At 71.8% G+C, this 13,107-nt stretch carries 16 protein-coding genes and 1 pseudogene; 8 read left to right on the forward strand and 9 right to left on the reverse strand.

Features of this window, described 5'->3' with window-relative positions:
• Nucleotides 1-9: 9 nt before the first annotated feature.
• Nucleotides 10-804, reverse strand: a complete 795-nt coding sequence (locus tag ACWEKM_RS12555; RefSeq protein WP_451621150.1) for a methyltransferase — start codon at nucleotides 802-804, stop codon at nucleotides 10-12.
• Between the two features lie 212 nt (nucleotides 805-1,016).
• Here ACWEKM_RS12555 and ACWEKM_RS12560 point away from each other — a divergent pair, with 212 nt between their 5' ends.
• The gene (locus ACWEKM_RS12560; protein WP_451621151.1) at nucleotides 1,017-2,144 is read left to right on the forward strand and encodes a magnesium and cobalt transport protein CorA; all 1,128 of its coding nucleotides are present in this window, start codon (nucleotides 1,017-1,019) and stop codon (nucleotides 2,142-2,144) included.
• 24 nt (nucleotides 2,145-2,168) lie between these two features.
• Here ACWEKM_RS12560 and ACWEKM_RS12565 read toward each other — a convergent pair whose 3' ends face one another.
• The 3 genes from ACWEKM_RS12565 to ACWEKM_RS12575 form a co-directional block, all read right to left on the reverse strand.
• Nucleotides 2,169-2,603: a CBS domain-containing protein gene (locus tag ACWEKM_RS12565; RefSeq protein WP_451621152.1), complete on the reverse strand. Its 435-nt coding sequence runs from the start codon at nucleotides 2,601-2,603 to the stop codon at nucleotides 2,169-2,171.
• 178 nt (nucleotides 2,604-2,781) lie between these two features.
• Nucleotides 2,782-3,414 (reverse strand): uridine kinase, encoded by a 633-nt coding sequence (locus ACWEKM_RS12570; protein WP_451621153.1) that lies wholly within the window; start codon nucleotides 3,412-3,414, stop codon nucleotides 2,782-2,784.
• 170 nt (nucleotides 3,415-3,584) lie between these two features.
• Complete coding sequence (locus tag ACWEKM_RS12575; RefSeq protein ID WP_451621154.1) at nucleotides 3,585-3,983, reverse strand: winged helix-turn-helix transcriptional regulator; 399 nt, start codon at nucleotides 3,981-3,983, stop codon at nucleotides 3,585-3,587.
• A 99-nt stretch (nucleotides 3,984-4,082) separates the two neighbouring features.
• On the opposite strand from ACWEKM_RS12575, the gene ACWEKM_RS12580 reads away from it, so the two are divergent.
• From ACWEKM_RS12580 to ACWEKM_RS12595, 4 genes are all read left to right on the forward strand, one after another.
• On the forward strand, nucleotides 4,083-4,811 hold the full coding sequence (locus tag ACWEKM_RS12580; protein WP_451621155.1) for an NAD(P)-dependent oxidoreductase: 729 nt from the start codon (nucleotides 4,083-4,085) through the stop codon (nucleotides 4,809-4,811).
• Between the two features lie 39 nt (nucleotides 4,812-4,850).
• Nucleotides 4,851-5,546, forward strand: coding sequence for a DUF2293 domain-containing protein (locus tag ACWEKM_RS12585; protein WP_451621156.1), 696 nt, complete (start codon nucleotides 4,851-4,853; stop codon nucleotides 5,544-5,546).
• Nucleotides 5,547-5,687: 141 nt separating this feature from the next.
• Nucleotides 5,688-6,167, forward strand: coding sequence for an anthrone oxygenase family protein (locus ACWEKM_RS12590; protein ID WP_451621189.1), 480 nt, complete (start codon nucleotides 5,688-5,690; stop codon nucleotides 6,165-6,167).
• A 219-nt stretch (nucleotides 6,168-6,386) separates the two neighbouring features.
• Nucleotides 6,387-7,874, forward strand: coding sequence for a glutamate synthase subunit beta (locus tag ACWEKM_RS12595; protein ID WP_451621157.1), 1,488 nt, complete (start codon nucleotides 6,387-6,389; stop codon nucleotides 7,872-7,874).
• Nucleotides 7,875-7,890: 16 nt separating this feature from the next.
• Here the strand turns inward: ACWEKM_RS12595 and ACWEKM_RS12600 are convergent, their stop codons facing one another.
• Complete coding sequence (locus tag ACWEKM_RS12600) at nucleotides 7,891-8,451, reverse strand: carboxymuconolactone decarboxylase family protein (protein WP_451621158.1); 561 nt, start codon at nucleotides 8,449-8,451, stop codon at nucleotides 7,891-7,893.
• A 47-nt stretch (nucleotides 8,452-8,498) separates the two neighbouring features.
• On the opposite strand from ACWEKM_RS12600, the gene pdxR reads away from it, so the two are divergent.
• Nucleotides 8,499-9,962, forward strand: a complete 1,464-nt coding sequence (gene pdxR / locus ACWEKM_RS12605) for a MocR-like pyridoxine biosynthesis transcription factor PdxR (RefSeq protein ID WP_451621159.1) — start codon at nucleotides 8,499-8,501, stop codon at nucleotides 9,960-9,962.
• A 141-nt stretch (nucleotides 9,963-10,103) separates the two neighbouring features.
• Here pdxR and ACWEKM_RS12610 read toward each other — a convergent pair whose 3' ends face one another.
• The 4 genes and pseudogenes from ACWEKM_RS12610 to ACWEKM_RS12625 all read right to left on the reverse strand — a co-directional run bounded on the left by ACWEKM_RS12610 (nucleotide 10,104) and on the right by ACWEKM_RS12625 (nucleotide 11,754).
• Nucleotides 10,104-10,235 (reverse strand): hypothetical protein, encoded by a 132-nt coding sequence (locus ACWEKM_RS12610; RefSeq protein ID WP_451621192.1) that lies wholly within the window; start codon nucleotides 10,233-10,235, stop codon nucleotides 10,104-10,106.
• A gap of 4 nt (nucleotides 10,236-10,239) precedes the next feature.
• A pseudogene (locus tag ACWEKM_RS12615) lies at nucleotides 10,240-10,448 on the reverse strand (SAM-dependent methyltransferase); the annotation flags it as partial.
• A 169-nt stretch (nucleotides 10,449-10,617) separates the two neighbouring features.
• Complete coding sequence (locus ACWEKM_RS12620; RefSeq protein WP_451621160.1) at nucleotides 10,618-10,893, reverse strand: DUF397 domain-containing protein; 276 nt, start codon at nucleotides 10,891-10,893, stop codon at nucleotides 10,618-10,620.
• Nucleotides 10,894-11,754 (reverse strand): helix-turn-helix domain-containing protein, encoded by an 861-nt coding sequence (locus ACWEKM_RS12625; RefSeq protein ID WP_451621161.1) that lies wholly within the window; start codon nucleotides 11,752-11,754, stop codon nucleotides 10,894-10,896.
• A 229-nt stretch (nucleotides 11,755-11,983) separates the two neighbouring features.
• Here ACWEKM_RS12625 and ACWEKM_RS12630 point away from each other — a divergent pair, with 229 nt between their 5' ends.
• Nucleotides 11,984-12,634 carry an ATP-binding protein gene (locus ACWEKM_RS12630; protein WP_451621162.1) on the forward strand — a complete coding sequence of 217 codons (651 nt, stop codon included), beginning with the start codon at nucleotides 11,984-11,986 and terminating at the stop codon, nucleotides 12,632-12,634.
• Nucleotides 12,625-13,059 carry a hypothetical protein gene (locus ACWEKM_RS12635; RefSeq protein WP_451621163.1) on the forward strand — a complete coding sequence of 145 codons (435 nt, stop codon included), beginning with the start codon at nucleotides 12,625-12,627 and terminating at the stop codon, nucleotides 13,057-13,059. The genes ACWEKM_RS12630 and ACWEKM_RS12635 overlap by 10 nt, the downstream gene beginning before the upstream one ends.
• Nucleotides 13,060-13,107 lie beyond the last annotated feature (48 nt).

The raw sequence follows: 13,107 nt of genomic DNA on the forward strand, positions 1-13,107 counted from the left end.
CGCCCCCACCTATGCCTTGCGCCCCCACGCTGAGATCATCGGTGCCGTGGCCAGGTCCATGCCGCCCGCGGCGACGTTGGCGAGGTGCTGGTCGATGTCCTCGTCGGTGGCCAGTCCCGCGGCGACGAGCCGGTCCCGGATCTGCCGCACGGTGGCGGACTCCAGGGCCGCACAGGCGGGCGAGGTGAGCGGGAAGTACGCGTCGGCCTGCACGTTGTGCAGTCCGGCCTCGCTCAGCAGGCGCGGGAGCCTGCGGCCGTAGGACAGGTCGGCGCCGCGCTCGGCGAGCAGCGTGCGGAAGCCCTTCCGCAGCCGGTTGGCGAGTTGCTGCTCGGTGCCGTACTCGTCCGGGCAGATGAGGGGCTGGAGCGCGGGGTCGGCGTCCTCGACCAGGAGCCGTCCGCCGGGCCGCAGCGCCTGGACCATCGAGCGCAGCGCCCGCTCCCGGTCCGGTACGTGTACGAGGACCAGACGGGCATGCACCAGGTCGAACCCCTCTCCGGGCGGCTCCTGCGCGCCGACATCGTGGACGCGCACCTCGACGGGCGGACGCGCGGCCGGGAGGAGCAGCGAGGTGTCGATGTCGGTGGCGACGACCTTGCCGGTCGGGCCCACCTTCTTGGCCAGCCAGGACACCACGGAGGTACCGCCGGCACCGACCTCCCAGCAGCGCCAGCCGGGCCCCAGCCCGAAGTCCGTCAGGTGCCGGAAGGTGGTGGGGTCGAAGAGGGTGGCGAAGGCGTCGAAGCGCTGCCCCGCCTCGGTTTGCCGGTTGTCGAGGAGATATCCGTCGGATCGCGTCATGCCGCGATCATCCCAGTTGTCCCGCCGGTCGGGGAGGGGCGACGCTCCGGCACGACGGGCGGCCCGCCGCGGCCGTGACCACTTGTCCACAGCCGGGAACCAAGCGGAATGGGAAGCTCCCACAGGCTTGCCCGCGCATCGCGCCGGGCTGGCAGACTTTCTGCTCAAGGCGCGACAGCACGGCGCGAGGAGTACCAGGCAGGGGGATCCAGATGTCCATGGCAGGGAATCTGCGCAAAGTCAGGGACCTGAGCGGGGTCGGCCGCCTACGCAAGGTCGCGCGGCTGGCCCGGAGGCGACCACGCGTCGATCTGAGCCATCCCGCCCGGTCGCCCCTGGGCTCCTCGGTGGTCAACTGCGTGACATACCGGGACGGCACCCGGGTCTTGGGCGGCGGCGACCTGGTCGACACCGTGGACCGAGTGCGCAAGAGCGGGGAGGGATTCGTCTGGCTGGGGCTGCACGAGCCGACGGACGCCGAGTTCGTCGGCATCGCCGAACTGTTCGACCTGCATCCGCTCGCGGTCGAGGACGCGGTGGAGGCCCATCAGCGCCCGAAGCTGGAGCGGTACGGGGAGACGCTGTTCGCGGTGTTCAAGACGGTCTGCTACGTCGAGCACGAGGAGCTGACGGCGACGAGCGAGGTGGTGGACACCGGCGAGATCATGGTGTTCCTCGGCCAGGACTTCGTGATCACCGTCCGGCACGGACGGCATGGCTCACTGGGACCGCTGCGTGAGGAACTGGAGTCGCAGCCCCGGCATCTGGCCAAGGGCCCGGCGGCGGTGCTGCACGCCGTCGCGGATCATGTCGTGGACGAGTATCTGAATGTGACGGACGCGGTGCAGTCCGACATCGACCAGGTCGAGATGGAGGTGTTCGCGGAGAACGGGGCGCGGGTCGACCCGGGGCGGATCTACCAGCTGAAGCGGGAACTCCTGGAACTGAAGCGGGCGGTGGTGCCGCTCGCCCGCCCGGTCGAGGACCTCGCCACGCGGCCGATCCGGGTGGTCGACCCGGAGATACAGGCATATTTCAGGGATGTCCTCGACCACTTGATACGGGCCAAGGAGCAGATCGCGTCCTTCGACGAACTGCTGAACTCGATCCTTCAGGCCCATCTGGCACAGGTGACGGTCGCACAGAACGAGGACATGCGGAAGATCACGGCCTGGGCCGCGATCGTCGCCGTACCGACAATGGTGTGCGGGGTCTACGGCATGAATTTCGACCACATGCCGGAGCTGCACTGGCGGTTCGGCTATCCGCTGGTCATCGGGGTGATATCCATCGCGTGTCTGACGCTGTACCGAGGGTTCAGGCGCAACGGCTGGCTGTGACCGGCCCAGGGCCGGACGAGGGGGTCAGTGGCTGGACGGCGTGGTCCGGGCGTAGACACTCTCGGTGAAAGCGGCGATCTGGTCCTCCCCCAGGTGCTCGGCGAGGTCGGCCTCGCTGATCATGCCGACCAGGCGTTTGTTCTCGATGACGGGCAGACGGCGGATCTGGTGCTCCCGCATCTCCCGCAGCACTTCACCGACGTCGGCGCTCACCTCGATCCAGCGGGGCGTGCCGTGGGCCATCTGACCTGCGGTGATCTTGGCGGGGTCGTGCCCCAAGGCCACGCAGCCGACCACGATGTCGCGGTCGGTGAGGATGCCGCAGAGCCGTTCGTTCTCATCGCTGATGGGCAGCGCTCCGACGTTCAGCTCGCGCATCAACTGGGCGGCACGGTCCAAGGTCTCGTGGGCGGGTATCCACTGGGCGCCACGGTGCATGATGTCTCCGGCAGTGGTCATGGTGCACCTCCCGGTAACCGGACGGGCCGGCGCGGCGCGGGAAACACCGCTGGTCCCGGCGCTCTTCATTCTCCCGTGCCCGGCCCGGTCTCCGCACCCGCAGAGGGAACACCGACCCGGCCTCGGCCCCGGTGCACGGGCTGGGCCTGCCGTGGCTGAAGCCCCGCGGGGGAGGAGGTCAGCCGTTCCAGGCCGGGTGCCGGGGGTCGTCGGCGCGGACGAGGACATCGGCCGTCGCGGCGGGGTCGGTCTCGTCCGCGTACCGCGCGAAGGCGGGCAGCGTCCAGTGGTCCGCCTCGGGGGTGCGGCGGCGCAGGGCGCCCGGCGAGAGGAGGACGTGGACGGTCAGATCGAAGGGAAACCAGTGCCGCAGAAGGAGCGGACCGTGCAGCAACAGCAGCCCTCCGGGCGGGAGTTGCATGTAGGAACTGCGGGTGGCCCGATCGGTGGCCGGGTCCCACAGGTCGGGCAGGACACGGCCGTCGCCGCCGGGTTCGAGAGGGCCGAAGACCTCGCGCCACAGTGCCGCAGTGTCGAACCAGCCGTGGTAATACGACTCCACGTCCTGGTGGCCGTGCTCCAGTCGGAGCGAGGCGGGGCGCAGGAAGCCTTCGGTGGCCACGACGAACGAGGGACGTCCGCGTACCCGCAGCGCCTGCGCTACCTGCTCGGCGATCTCGCCCGGGCGGGCGGCAGAGGCGCCGTCGAAGGCGACACGCGGCCAGGGACCGCCGTCCGCGGGCCGGACGTCGAGCAGCCGCTCGGCCAGCCGTTCGGCGAGCCGGTCCCAGGTGATCGCTTCGAGTCGCACGGGCCCATGATGCCGCGCCGGACCCAGCGCACCGGCACGGGCCCGACCGGGGCCGTTCTGACGCCGGGCGTCCTCGGTCCGCCGGCGGGGCGGACGCCGGCGCCGTGGTCTGCGGCAGCCGCGCTCCCGGCCGGTCACGGCGTCGGGGGGCGTGTGGTGGCCGGAGTCGGTCAGGAATGCCGTTCGTGGGCGCGGCGGGCAGCCAGCAGGGCCGGCAGGTGCTCCTCGCTCCAGGCGCGGGCGGCGTCGAGAAGGGGGATCAGGGTGTGACCGAGAGGAGTGAGGGCGTATTCGACACGAGGTGGGTTCTCGTCGTACGCGGTGCGGGTGAGCAGACCGTCGCGTTCCATCGCGCGCAGGGTCTCGCTGAGGACCTTGGGGGTGATCGCCCGGAGCGGGACGCGGAGTTCGCCGAAGCGGCGCGGGCCGCCTTCGAGGCAGCGGATCACCATCCCGGACCAAGTGGCGCCGACCCGGACGGGCATCGCCGAGGACGGGCAGACGGGGTCGAACATGTCGGGGGCGAGCGGGGCGGGGGCGAGCCACTCATGGTCCGTCGCGTCGGTCATCCGTCGAGGGTAGCGCCGATACCGTTGAAGTAACCGGGGGCCCGGTCCCTAATGTCCAGGTCAGCACGCGAATCCGCGGTGCGGACAAGGAGGTTGGGCATGGGCGGGGCCAAGGGCGGGATCGTCGTCTTCGGAGCCGGCGGGCGGGCCGGGAGGGCGGTCACCGCGGAGGCGCGCGGGCGCGGGTACGAGGTGACGGCGGTGGTGCGGGATCCGGCGCGGTACCCGGGTCTCGCCGTGGACGGGGTCACCGTCGTACGCGGGGACGTCATCGATCGCGGTTCGGTGGCCGGTGTCGTGGACGGGCAAGTCGCCGTCGTGCACGCGGTGTCTCCGTTCAGCGGTCCCGAGCAGGGGTTCGACACGCTCGACCCGGAGTTCTTCGTGAAGGCGGCGGACGCGCTGCTCGGCGCCCTCGTCGCCGCCGGGGTGGGGCGTCTCGTGGCCATCGGGCTGGGCGCCAACCTGCTCGGGGCGGACGGCCGAGCGGTGATGGACGATCCCGAGGCGTTCCCGGCGGAGATACGGCCGTTCGCGCTGGCACACACCGCTGGGCTCGAACGGCTCCGTGAGCACCGTGCCGGGGCGGTCGACTGGGTGATGCTCACGCCGGCCGGACATCTGGAGCACGGCGGTGCACGGACCGGACGGTACCGGGTCGGCGGGGAGCGGCTGCCCGACGGCGACGCCTGGCTGTCGTACGCGGACCTCGCCGTGGCGGTCGTCGACGAGATCGAGGCCCCGGCGCGGCACCGCACCCGGGTCTCGGTGTTCAACCTCCGCGGGGACGCGGGGACCGGCCTCCGCGGGGACGTGGGACCGCGCTGACCACGGGAGAACAGAGACCGCAAGGGGAAGGAACTGGGTATGGCGTGCCTCGCAACTCACCCGTCGTCCAAGGGACTTCTCGTGATCCAGCCGCTGCGGCGGAAGCAGTGTGCGGCATGCCGTCGCGGGCCGTTGCACCTGCTTGTGTTCGAGGACGGGGCGCCGCGCTGCCTCGTCTGTGCCGACCTCGGCCATCTGGTGTTCCTGCCGCGCGGCGACACGGCGCTGACGCGCAGGTCGCGGGAGGAGAGCGGGCTGTCGGCGGTGGTGGTGCGGTTCAACCGGCGCAAGAGCCGGTACGAGCGGCAGGGTGTGCTCGTCGAGGAGGCGGCCCTGGCCCGGGCGGAGGAACGGTGCCTGGCCGACGCGGAGGTGCGGCGTCGCCGCCGGGCCCGGGACGCGCGGCGCCGGGCGGTGCAGGACGAGCGGTTCGCGGAGGCGTTCGCGGCGGAGATCCGGCGGCTGTTTCCCGGGTGCCCGGCCGACCGGGCGGAGGCGATCGCCGCGCACGCGTCCGTGCGGGGCAGCGGGCGGGTGGGGCGCAGCGCGGCGGGGCGGGCGCTGTCCGAGGGGGCGGTGGTCTCGGCGGTCGTGGCGGCCGTGCGGCACCTGGACACGCCGTACGACCGCTTGCTGATGAGCGGGGTGCCACGGCACGAGGCGCGGCACCGGATAGCGGCCACCGTGGAGACGGTGCTGCGCGGGTGGCGGGGGGCTGGTGCGGACGTCGGGTGAGACCGGGAGGCCGGGGCGACTGGACGCTCACGCATGCGCTCGCGCGTCACGACGATGGTCGCGGCTGCGCCTGGGGAATTCACTGGAGGTGACGGTGGGTGCCGGGCGGGCCCCGGTTCGAGGTGGGGAGTGGATGAGGACATGATCGACGGGCCGTACTTCGTGCTGATCGTGCTGGGGGTGCTCGGTACGGGGCTGGTGGCCGGAGTGTTCTGCGGGTTCTCGACGTTCGTCATGCGCGGGCTGGGGGCGTTGCCGCCGGCGCAGGGCGCCGCCGCGATGAAAGCGATCAACGTGGCCGCCGTGACGCCCGCGTTCATGCTGGTGTTCGCGGGGTCCGCGGTGCTGTGCGCGATGATCGCCGTGATGACGTTCGTGCTGTGGCCGGACGGCGGCAAGGTGGAGCTGCTGCTGGGCAGCGCGCTGTTCCTGTTCGGTTCGTTCGGGCTGACCCTGGTCGCGAACGTGCCCCGCAACGACACGTTGGCCCGGATGGAGTCGGGCAGCCCGGAGGCCGCCGCCTATTGGCCGACCTATGTGCGCGAGTGGACCATATGGAACCACGTCCGCACGGTCGCCTCGGCCGCCGCCACGGTGGTGTATGTGCTGGCGCTCACCTGAATGAGTCCGAGTGAGTCCAGGAGTGGCACCCACAGCGGCCCCGGGGCAGGTCGCGGGGCGGTTCCGAGACGGTTCCGGAGCAGGTCGCGAGGCGGTCGCGGGGTCGGGGGAAGGGGCTGTCAGCGGCCCTGCGGGGGCGGCCGGGGAGACGTATCGTGGCGGCAGGAGTGCCGCCCGCTGACGCATGGCCCGTCGCATGCGTAGGCAAGGAAGACGACCATGGCCGACCCCAAGGGTTTCATGACCACGCCGCGCGAGGAGTGGCCACGTCGGCCCGTCGAGGAACGGGTCAGGGACTGGGACGAGGTGTACGTCCCGGGCGCGTTGCTGCCCATCGTCAGCAAGCAGGCCGACCGGTGCATGGACTGCGGCATACCGTTCTGCCACGACGCCTGTCCGCTGGGGAACCTGATCCCCGAGTGGAACGACCTGGTGGCACGCGAGGACTGGCGGGCGGCCGCCGACCGACTGCACGCCACGAACAACTTCCCCGAGTTCACCGGCAGGTTGTGTCCGGCGCCGTGCGAGGCGGGGTGCGTGCTCGCGATCAACCAGCCCGCGGTGACCATCAAGAACGTCGAGTGCGCCATCGCCGACCGGGCCTGGGAGGAGGGCTTCACACCGCCGAGGCCGCCGGACCGGCTGTCCGGGCGGACGGTCGCGGTGATCGGGTCGGGGCCCACGGGGCTCGCCGCGGCACAGCAACTGACCAGGGCCGGGCACACCGTCGCCGTGTACGAGCGGGACGACCGGGTGGGCGGGCTGCTGCGGTACGGCATCCCTTCCTTCAAGATGGAGAAGCGGCATCTGGAGCGGCGGCTGGCGCAGATGCGCGCCGAGGGGACCAGGTTCCGTACGTCCACGCTGGTCGGGCGGGACGTCGGCGCGGACGAGCTGCGGACACGGTACGACGCCGTGGTGATCGCCACAGGGGCCACGGCGTGGCGGGAACTTCCGGTGCCGGGGCGGCATTTGGCGGGCATCCACCAGGCGATGGAGTATCTGCCGCTGGCCAACCGGGTCGGCGAGGGCGATCTGCCGGTGTCACCGCTGTGCGCGGCGGGGAAGCACGTCGTCATCGTGGGTGGCGGCGACACCGGTGCGGACTGTCTGGGCACGGCGGTGCGGGACGGCGCGGCGTCCGTGACCCAGCTGGACATCTACGCCCAACCGGGCTCCGATCGGGACGAGGACGCCGAGCCCTGGCCGACATATCCGAAGGTCTACCGGCTGTCGGCCGCGCATGAGGAGGCCCGCGACCTGGTGACCGCGCCAGCCGCCGATGCGGACGCGCGGCTGTTCGCGGCGTCGACCCTGCGCTTCGCCGGCGATGCGAGCGGGCATGTGCGGTCGCTGCACCTGGTGGAGGTGGACGCGGCGCGGCGTCCGCTGCCGGGCACCGGACGGACGCTGCACGCCGACCTGGTGCTGCTCGCCCTCGGCTTCTCCGGGCCCAACCGGACGGACGGGCTCGTCGACCAGCTGGGGCTGGTGTTGCACGCGCGCGGCACGATCGCCCGGAACGCCGGCTTCGCGACCAACATCCCCGGCGTGTTCGTCGCCGGGGACGCCGCGCGTGGACAGTCGCTGATCGTGTGGGCGATCGCCGAGGGGCGGGCGGTGGCCGCGGCGGTCGACCGGTATCTGACGGGGAGTTCGCGGCTGCCCGCGCCGATATCGGCATACGACCGGCCGATGACCGTCTGAGAGCCCGCGGCCGGAATCAGAGCTGCCGCTCGTCCGTGCCCGGTGTCTTTCCGGTGGACAGGGCCAGCCTGTTCCAGGTGTTGATGGCGAAGATCAGGGCGAGGACGTGGGCGAGTTCGTCCTCGTCGAACGCGGCGGCGGCCTGCGCGTAGACGTCGTCCGGGACGCCGCCGTCGGCGATCAGGGTGACCGCGTCGGTGAGCGCGAGGGCGGCCAGTTCCCGCGGAGTGAAGAAGCGACGCGCCTCGCGCCACACGGCGACCATGTGCAGCCGGTCCTCGCTCTCGCCTGCCTTGCGGGCGTCGTTGGTGTGCATGTGCAGGCAGTAGGCGCAGTGGTTGAGGTGCGAACTGCGGATCTGGATCAGTTCCACGAGGACGGGGTCGAGGCCCGCACGGGCGGCGGCGTCGAAGCCGACCAGGGCGCGGAATGCCTTCGGGGCCCGCTTCGCGAAGTCGAGCCGGGTCCGTTCGGCCTCGCCTTCGGCGACGGTGGCGGAGGCGGTGCCGGTGGCGGAGGCGGAAGCGGAGGCAGTGGCGGAGGTACGGGGCGTGGCGTCGATCGTGTGCGTCGTCATGTCCTTGACCCTACGAAGCAGAAAGACCGGCACTAGGGTGCAATTCCATGGCGGAATCGTGGGTCAATTCGGCGGAGCGGATCGGCGCCGACCTGCATCTGGAGCTGTCCGGGCCCGGTGGGCGGCGGGCGGCGCTGATCCGGGCGCTGCGGGAGGCCGTGCGGTCCGGGCGACTGGCCTCGGGCACCCGGCTGCCGCCGTACCGCTCACTCGCCGCCGACCTCGGCGTCGCCCGCAACACGGTCGCCGACGCCTACGCGGAACTCGTCGCCGAGGGCTGGCTGACCGCCCGTCAGGGCTCGGGTACCCAGGTCGCGATGCGGGTGTCACCCCCGACGCCCACCGCGTCTGCCGCGTCCGTCGCACCCATCACGCCCGTGCCCGCGCCCACCACGTCCGTGCCCGCTCCGCCACGCGCGCGTGGACCGCGGCATGACCTGCGGCAGGGCACTCCGGACGCGTCCGCCTTCCCGCGCACCGCCTGGGCGAGCGCGTACCGGCGGGCGCTCGGGGCGGCGCCCACCGAGGCATTCGGTCCGGGCGACCCGGCCGGGCGCCGGGAACTGCGGGAAGCCCTCGCGGAGTACCTGGCACGCGCGCGTGGCGTACGTACCGAGCCGGGCCGGATCGTGATCTGCTCCGGGTTCGCGCACGCGCTGCGGCTACTGTTCGGGCCGGGTCCCGGCGGGGTGCTGCGCGGCCCGCTGGCCGTGGAGGGGTACGGGCTGGGCTTCCACCGGGAGTTGCTCGCGGCGGCCGGTGTGCGCACGGTGCCGCTCCCGTTGGACGAGCACGGCGCCCAGGTGGACCGGTTGGGGCGCGAGCGGGCCGTACTGCTCACGCCCGCGCACCAGTTCCCGACGGGCGGCCCGCTGCACGCCGAGCGCCGGGCGGCCGTGATCGACTGGGCACGCGCGCGTGACGCGGTGGTGCTGGAGGACGACTACGACGGCGAGTTCCGCTACGACCGCAGGCCCGTCGGGGCGGTCCAGGGACTCGACCCGGAGCGGGTGATCTACATCGGCTCGGTCAGCAAGAGTCTGTCGCCCGCGCTGCGGCTCGGCTGGCTGGTGCTGCCGCAGCGGTACGTCGACCCCGTCCTCGCGGCCAAGGGCGACCGCGAGGCATGGGCGAGCGTCCCGGACCAACTGGCGCTCGCGGAGTTCCTGGCCCGCGGATCCTACGACCGTCATGTGCGGCGCATGCGGCAGCGCTACCGGCGCCGTCGTGACCGGCTTGTGGCGGCGCTCGCCGAGCGGGCGCCGCACATCGCGGTCAGCGGTGTCGCGGCCGGGCTGCACGCGGTGCTCAGGCTCCCGCCGGGCACCGAGCGGTCCGTCGTCGAGGCGGCCGCCTCACGGGGCGTCGCCCTCGACGGGCTCGCCGCGTTCCGGCACCCGCGGACGAAGACGACGGCGTACGACGGCCTCGTCGTCGGCTATGCCACGCCCGGAGAGCATACGTATGGGGCGGCGCTGGACGCGCTCTGCGCCGTGCTGCCGCCCCCATGAGGCCGACGGCGGTGGTTCGGCGGCCACCAGCCGCCGTACCACCGCCGATACGGGCATACGTCAGAGTTTGCGCCCCACCGACCCGTGCCCGGGGACGACCGTGTCGTCTGGGCCGGGGGCCGGCTCACCCCGTTCGGGACGCTACTTGTGGACCATCTCGACTCCGGGCTCGATCAGTTCCAGACCGCACTCCGACAGCGGCCGGTCGACCAGCGCCCGCGCGCGGTCCCCGTCGGAGACGACGTGCGGCACCGCGACGAGCGACAGCGCCACGGCTCTCCTGGGCGACCTGGTACGGATCCGGCTCGGCGGGTATGCCGGTGCCGATGTCCGGGAACTGCCGTACGCCCTGCCCGGCCGAACGTACGCCCTGCCGGACCGACCGTACGCCCTGCCCGGCGGCCGACGGCCGGCCCGGTGCATGAACGCGCGGTTGCCCGGGGCCATCACCGGCACCCTGGGATCGAGGGCCGGCATCTGCCGGCCCTCCCCCACTGCCCTGAGGGCGTGGGCGGTACCCCCACGTGCCTGGTCATGCGGCACTCCACATGTGTCGGATGTATCGGAATGTGTCGGAACTGGTCGGATGTGGTTGGTGATCAAGTCAGTACCAAAATTAGGAAGTCGAGCCAGCAGCAAAATCAACGAGCCGGGTTCAGGACAGCAGGAAGTCCGCCTCACCCGCCTTCGCGCCCTCGATGAAGGCGGTCATCTCGTCCGAGGTGTAGATCAGCGCCGGCCCGTCCGGGTCGGTCGACTGGCGGACGGCGATCCGGCCGTCGGCGAGCTTCATGGCCTCCAGACAGTTGCCTCCGTTGCCGCCGCTCCACGGCTTGTGCCAGCCCTCGCTGCCCAACTCGCGCGCGGGCATGCCGTTGTAGATCCGCCGGGCGCGGAGCAGCGGCTTGGCGTGGGACTTGCTGTGTTCCATTCACAACTCCTTGCGGAAACCCCGGAGGATCTCCTTGGTGCGATGTGCCGTGGCGGCTTGTGCCGCCATGCGGTCCATGACCTCGAGGTGGGTCGCCACCTCCGAGCGCGCGTCCAGGTAGACGGCGCCGGTCAGGTACTCGCTGTAAACCATGTCCGGCAGTTCCGACACGGCGAATCGGAACAGCACGAAGGGCCCGTACGTGCCCGGATGCGGCCCGCTTGCGAACGGGGCGATCTGGAGGGTCACGTTGGGCAGCTTTGCGGTATCCAGCAACTTGTCGATCTGTCCGCGCATCACCTCGGGGCCGCCGACCGGGCGCAGCAGGACGGTCTCGTCCATCACCACCCAGAAACGGGGCGCGTCGGCCCGGGTCAGCAGATCCTGGCGCTGCATGCGCAGTGCGACATGGCGCTCTATGTCCTCGGGCTGGGCCTGCCCTATGGCGCCGGACTCCAGGACACCACGCGCGTAGTCCTCGGTCTGCAACAGGCCGGGCACGAAGTGCGGTTCGTACGAGCGGATCATGCTGGCCGCGCCTTCGAGGCTGACGTACATCGAGAACCAGCCCGGCAGGATGTCGTGGAAGCGCTGCCACCAGCCGGGTTTGTTGGCCTCCTCGGCGAGTTGCACGAAGAGGTCGGCCTCGTCGTCGGAGACGCCGTATGCCTTCAGAAGCAGCTGAAGGTACGGGATCTTGAGGGAGACTTCGGCCATCTCCATACGGCGGACGGTGGCAGGGGCCACGCGGAGGATGCGGGCGGCCTCCTCGCGCTTGAGCCCGGCGCGTTCCCGCAGGTCCAGCAGGCGTCGGCCGAGGACGACCTGGCCCACGGTCGGCGCGGACCGCGGTTCGCTCACGCTCCACCTCCACGTCTGAACACGCCTCGAACACGCATGAATCCGAACAGCCCTGCGGCGCCATTCGTAGAAGTCACCGGTGATCCACTGGACCGCCGGTAATCCGAACTGGCGCCGCCGGACGTGCTGTTGCGAGCAGTGTGCCATGGCCCCCGACCCCGTCACACCGCACTCTGCAATTTTCAGAGTGACACTTGCCAAGTGTTCGCGACAGAGCGATAGTGGCAGCGTGATTCCGTCCGCGCCCTTAGGAACAGAGGCCGCCGCAGACCGACCCGGTCTCGGCGCTGCCGCGGTAGCAGCCGCAGGTCAGGCCGCTGCCGAGCGTCGGTTCCGGTTCGAGCTGGCCGCCCATCCGGGCTCACCCGCCCAGGCGAGACGCCTGACACGGGCCCGGCTGTCCGGCTGGTCGGTGTGCGCGGACACCTGCGACACCGCGGTCCTGGTCATATCCGAGCTGGTCACCAACGCGATCGTGCACACGGCCAGCCGCCGGGTGGTGTGCGAGTTGCACGACCACGACGACGTGCTGCGCATAGCCGTGCGTGACGAGGGCTGCGCGCCGGGTGAACCCCACCCGTCCCCGCGGCGGGCCGAGGAGGAGCACGGGAGGGGATTGCTTCTCGTGGACGCCATGTGCCGGGCCTGGGGTGCCCAGGAGCACGGGCCGGGCCTGCTGGTCTGGGCCGAGCTGCCGTGTCAGACCGACGCCGCCCTGGACGCCGCCGAGCCGCGCAACGACCTGGGCTGGGGCACCCGCCCCAAGCCCGGCCCCGGCCGGGGCACCGGCGAGGAGGAGCAGGTGCAGCAGGTGCAGAGGCAGTACCGCAGGACGTCCGAGACGGAGACACGGGAGTCTGTGAGGCCCGAATGGCTGTGAGCGGCGCCCCCCATTCCGGTCCGGTGCTCGGGCTCGACACCCTGGTGCGGTTGCGGCGCGCGCAGCGTTCGCCGGGCGCGGCCGGGCGGCTCGCGCTTCCCGAGGGCATGACGACACCGCTGGGCTGCGACGCCGTTGCGATGCCCGCCCGCTTCGGCCCGCTAGTGGTCCCCCGGCTGCCGCGGCTGGGCTGTGTGTACGCGGACGGGTCGCACTGGTGGTGGATCGTTCCGTCGGACTCCGACTACGAGCTGACGTGGCCGACCCCGGCGCGCTACGCGCCCGGCGCCCGCCTGCCCGCCGCCACCCACCTCATCCACCGGCCGAACGGCACGATTCCGTACACCCCGCCGATTCCGCTCTATCTGGCGCTGTGCCGGGTGACGGGGACCACACCGGACTGGTCCCGCCAGCTCAGCGCATAGGCGTCGGCCGAAGGACACGGCGCATCAGGCCGACCGCGCGCCGCGTTG

Source organism: Streptomyces sp. NPDC004752 (assembly GCF_053601275.1).

What these genes read in the sequence shown, in the direction of transcription:
- ACWEKM_RS12555 (WP_451621150.1), bottom strand. Translation starts at nt 804, where the DNA reads ATGACGCGATCCGACGGATATCTCCTCGACAACCGGCAAACCGAGGCG.
- ACWEKM_RS12635 (WP_451621163.1), top strand. Translation starts at nt 12,625, where the DNA reads ATGGCTGTGAGCGGCGCCCCCCATTCCGGTCCGGTGCTCGGGCTCGAC.
- ACWEKM_RS12600 (WP_451621158.1), bottom strand. Translation starts at nt 8,451, where the DNA reads ATGACGACGCACACGATCGACGCCACGCCCCGTACCTCCGCCACTGCC.
- ACWEKM_RS12560 (WP_451621151.1), top strand. Translation starts at nt 1,017, where the DNA reads ATGTCCATGGCAGGGAATCTGCGCAAAGTCAGGGACCTGAGCGGGGTC.
- ACWEKM_RS12620 (WP_451621160.1), bottom strand. Translation starts at nt 10,893, where the DNA reads ATGGAACACAGCAAGTCCCACGCCAAGCCGCTGCTCCGCGCCCGGCGG.
- ACWEKM_RS12595 (WP_451621157.1), top strand. Translation starts at nt 6,387, where the DNA reads ATGGCCGACCCCAAGGGTTTCATGACCACGCCGCGCGAGGAGTGGCCA.
- ACWEKM_RS12580 (WP_451621155.1), top strand. Translation starts at nt 4,083, where the DNA reads ATGGGCGGGGCCAAGGGCGGGATCGTCGTCTTCGGAGCCGGCGGGCGG.
- ACWEKM_RS12585 (WP_451621156.1), top strand. Translation starts at nt 4,851, where the DNA reads ATGGCGTGCCTCGCAACTCACCCGTCGTCCAAGGGACTTCTCGTGATC.
- pdxR (WP_451621159.1), top strand. Translation starts at nt 8,499, where the DNA reads ATGGCGGAATCGTGGGTCAATTCGGCGGAGCGGATCGGCGCCGACCTG.
- ACWEKM_RS12590 (WP_451621189.1), top strand. Translation starts at nt 5,688, where the DNA reads ATGATCGACGGGCCGTACTTCGTGCTGATCGTGCTGGGGGTGCTCGGT.
- ACWEKM_RS12565 (WP_451621152.1), bottom strand. Translation starts at nt 2,603, where the DNA reads ATGACCACTGCCGGAGACATCATGCACCGTGGCGCCCAGTGGATACCC.
- ACWEKM_RS12575 (WP_451621154.1), bottom strand. Translation starts at nt 3,983, where the DNA reads ATGACCGACGCGACGGACCATGAGTGGCTCGCCCCCGCCCCGCTCGCC.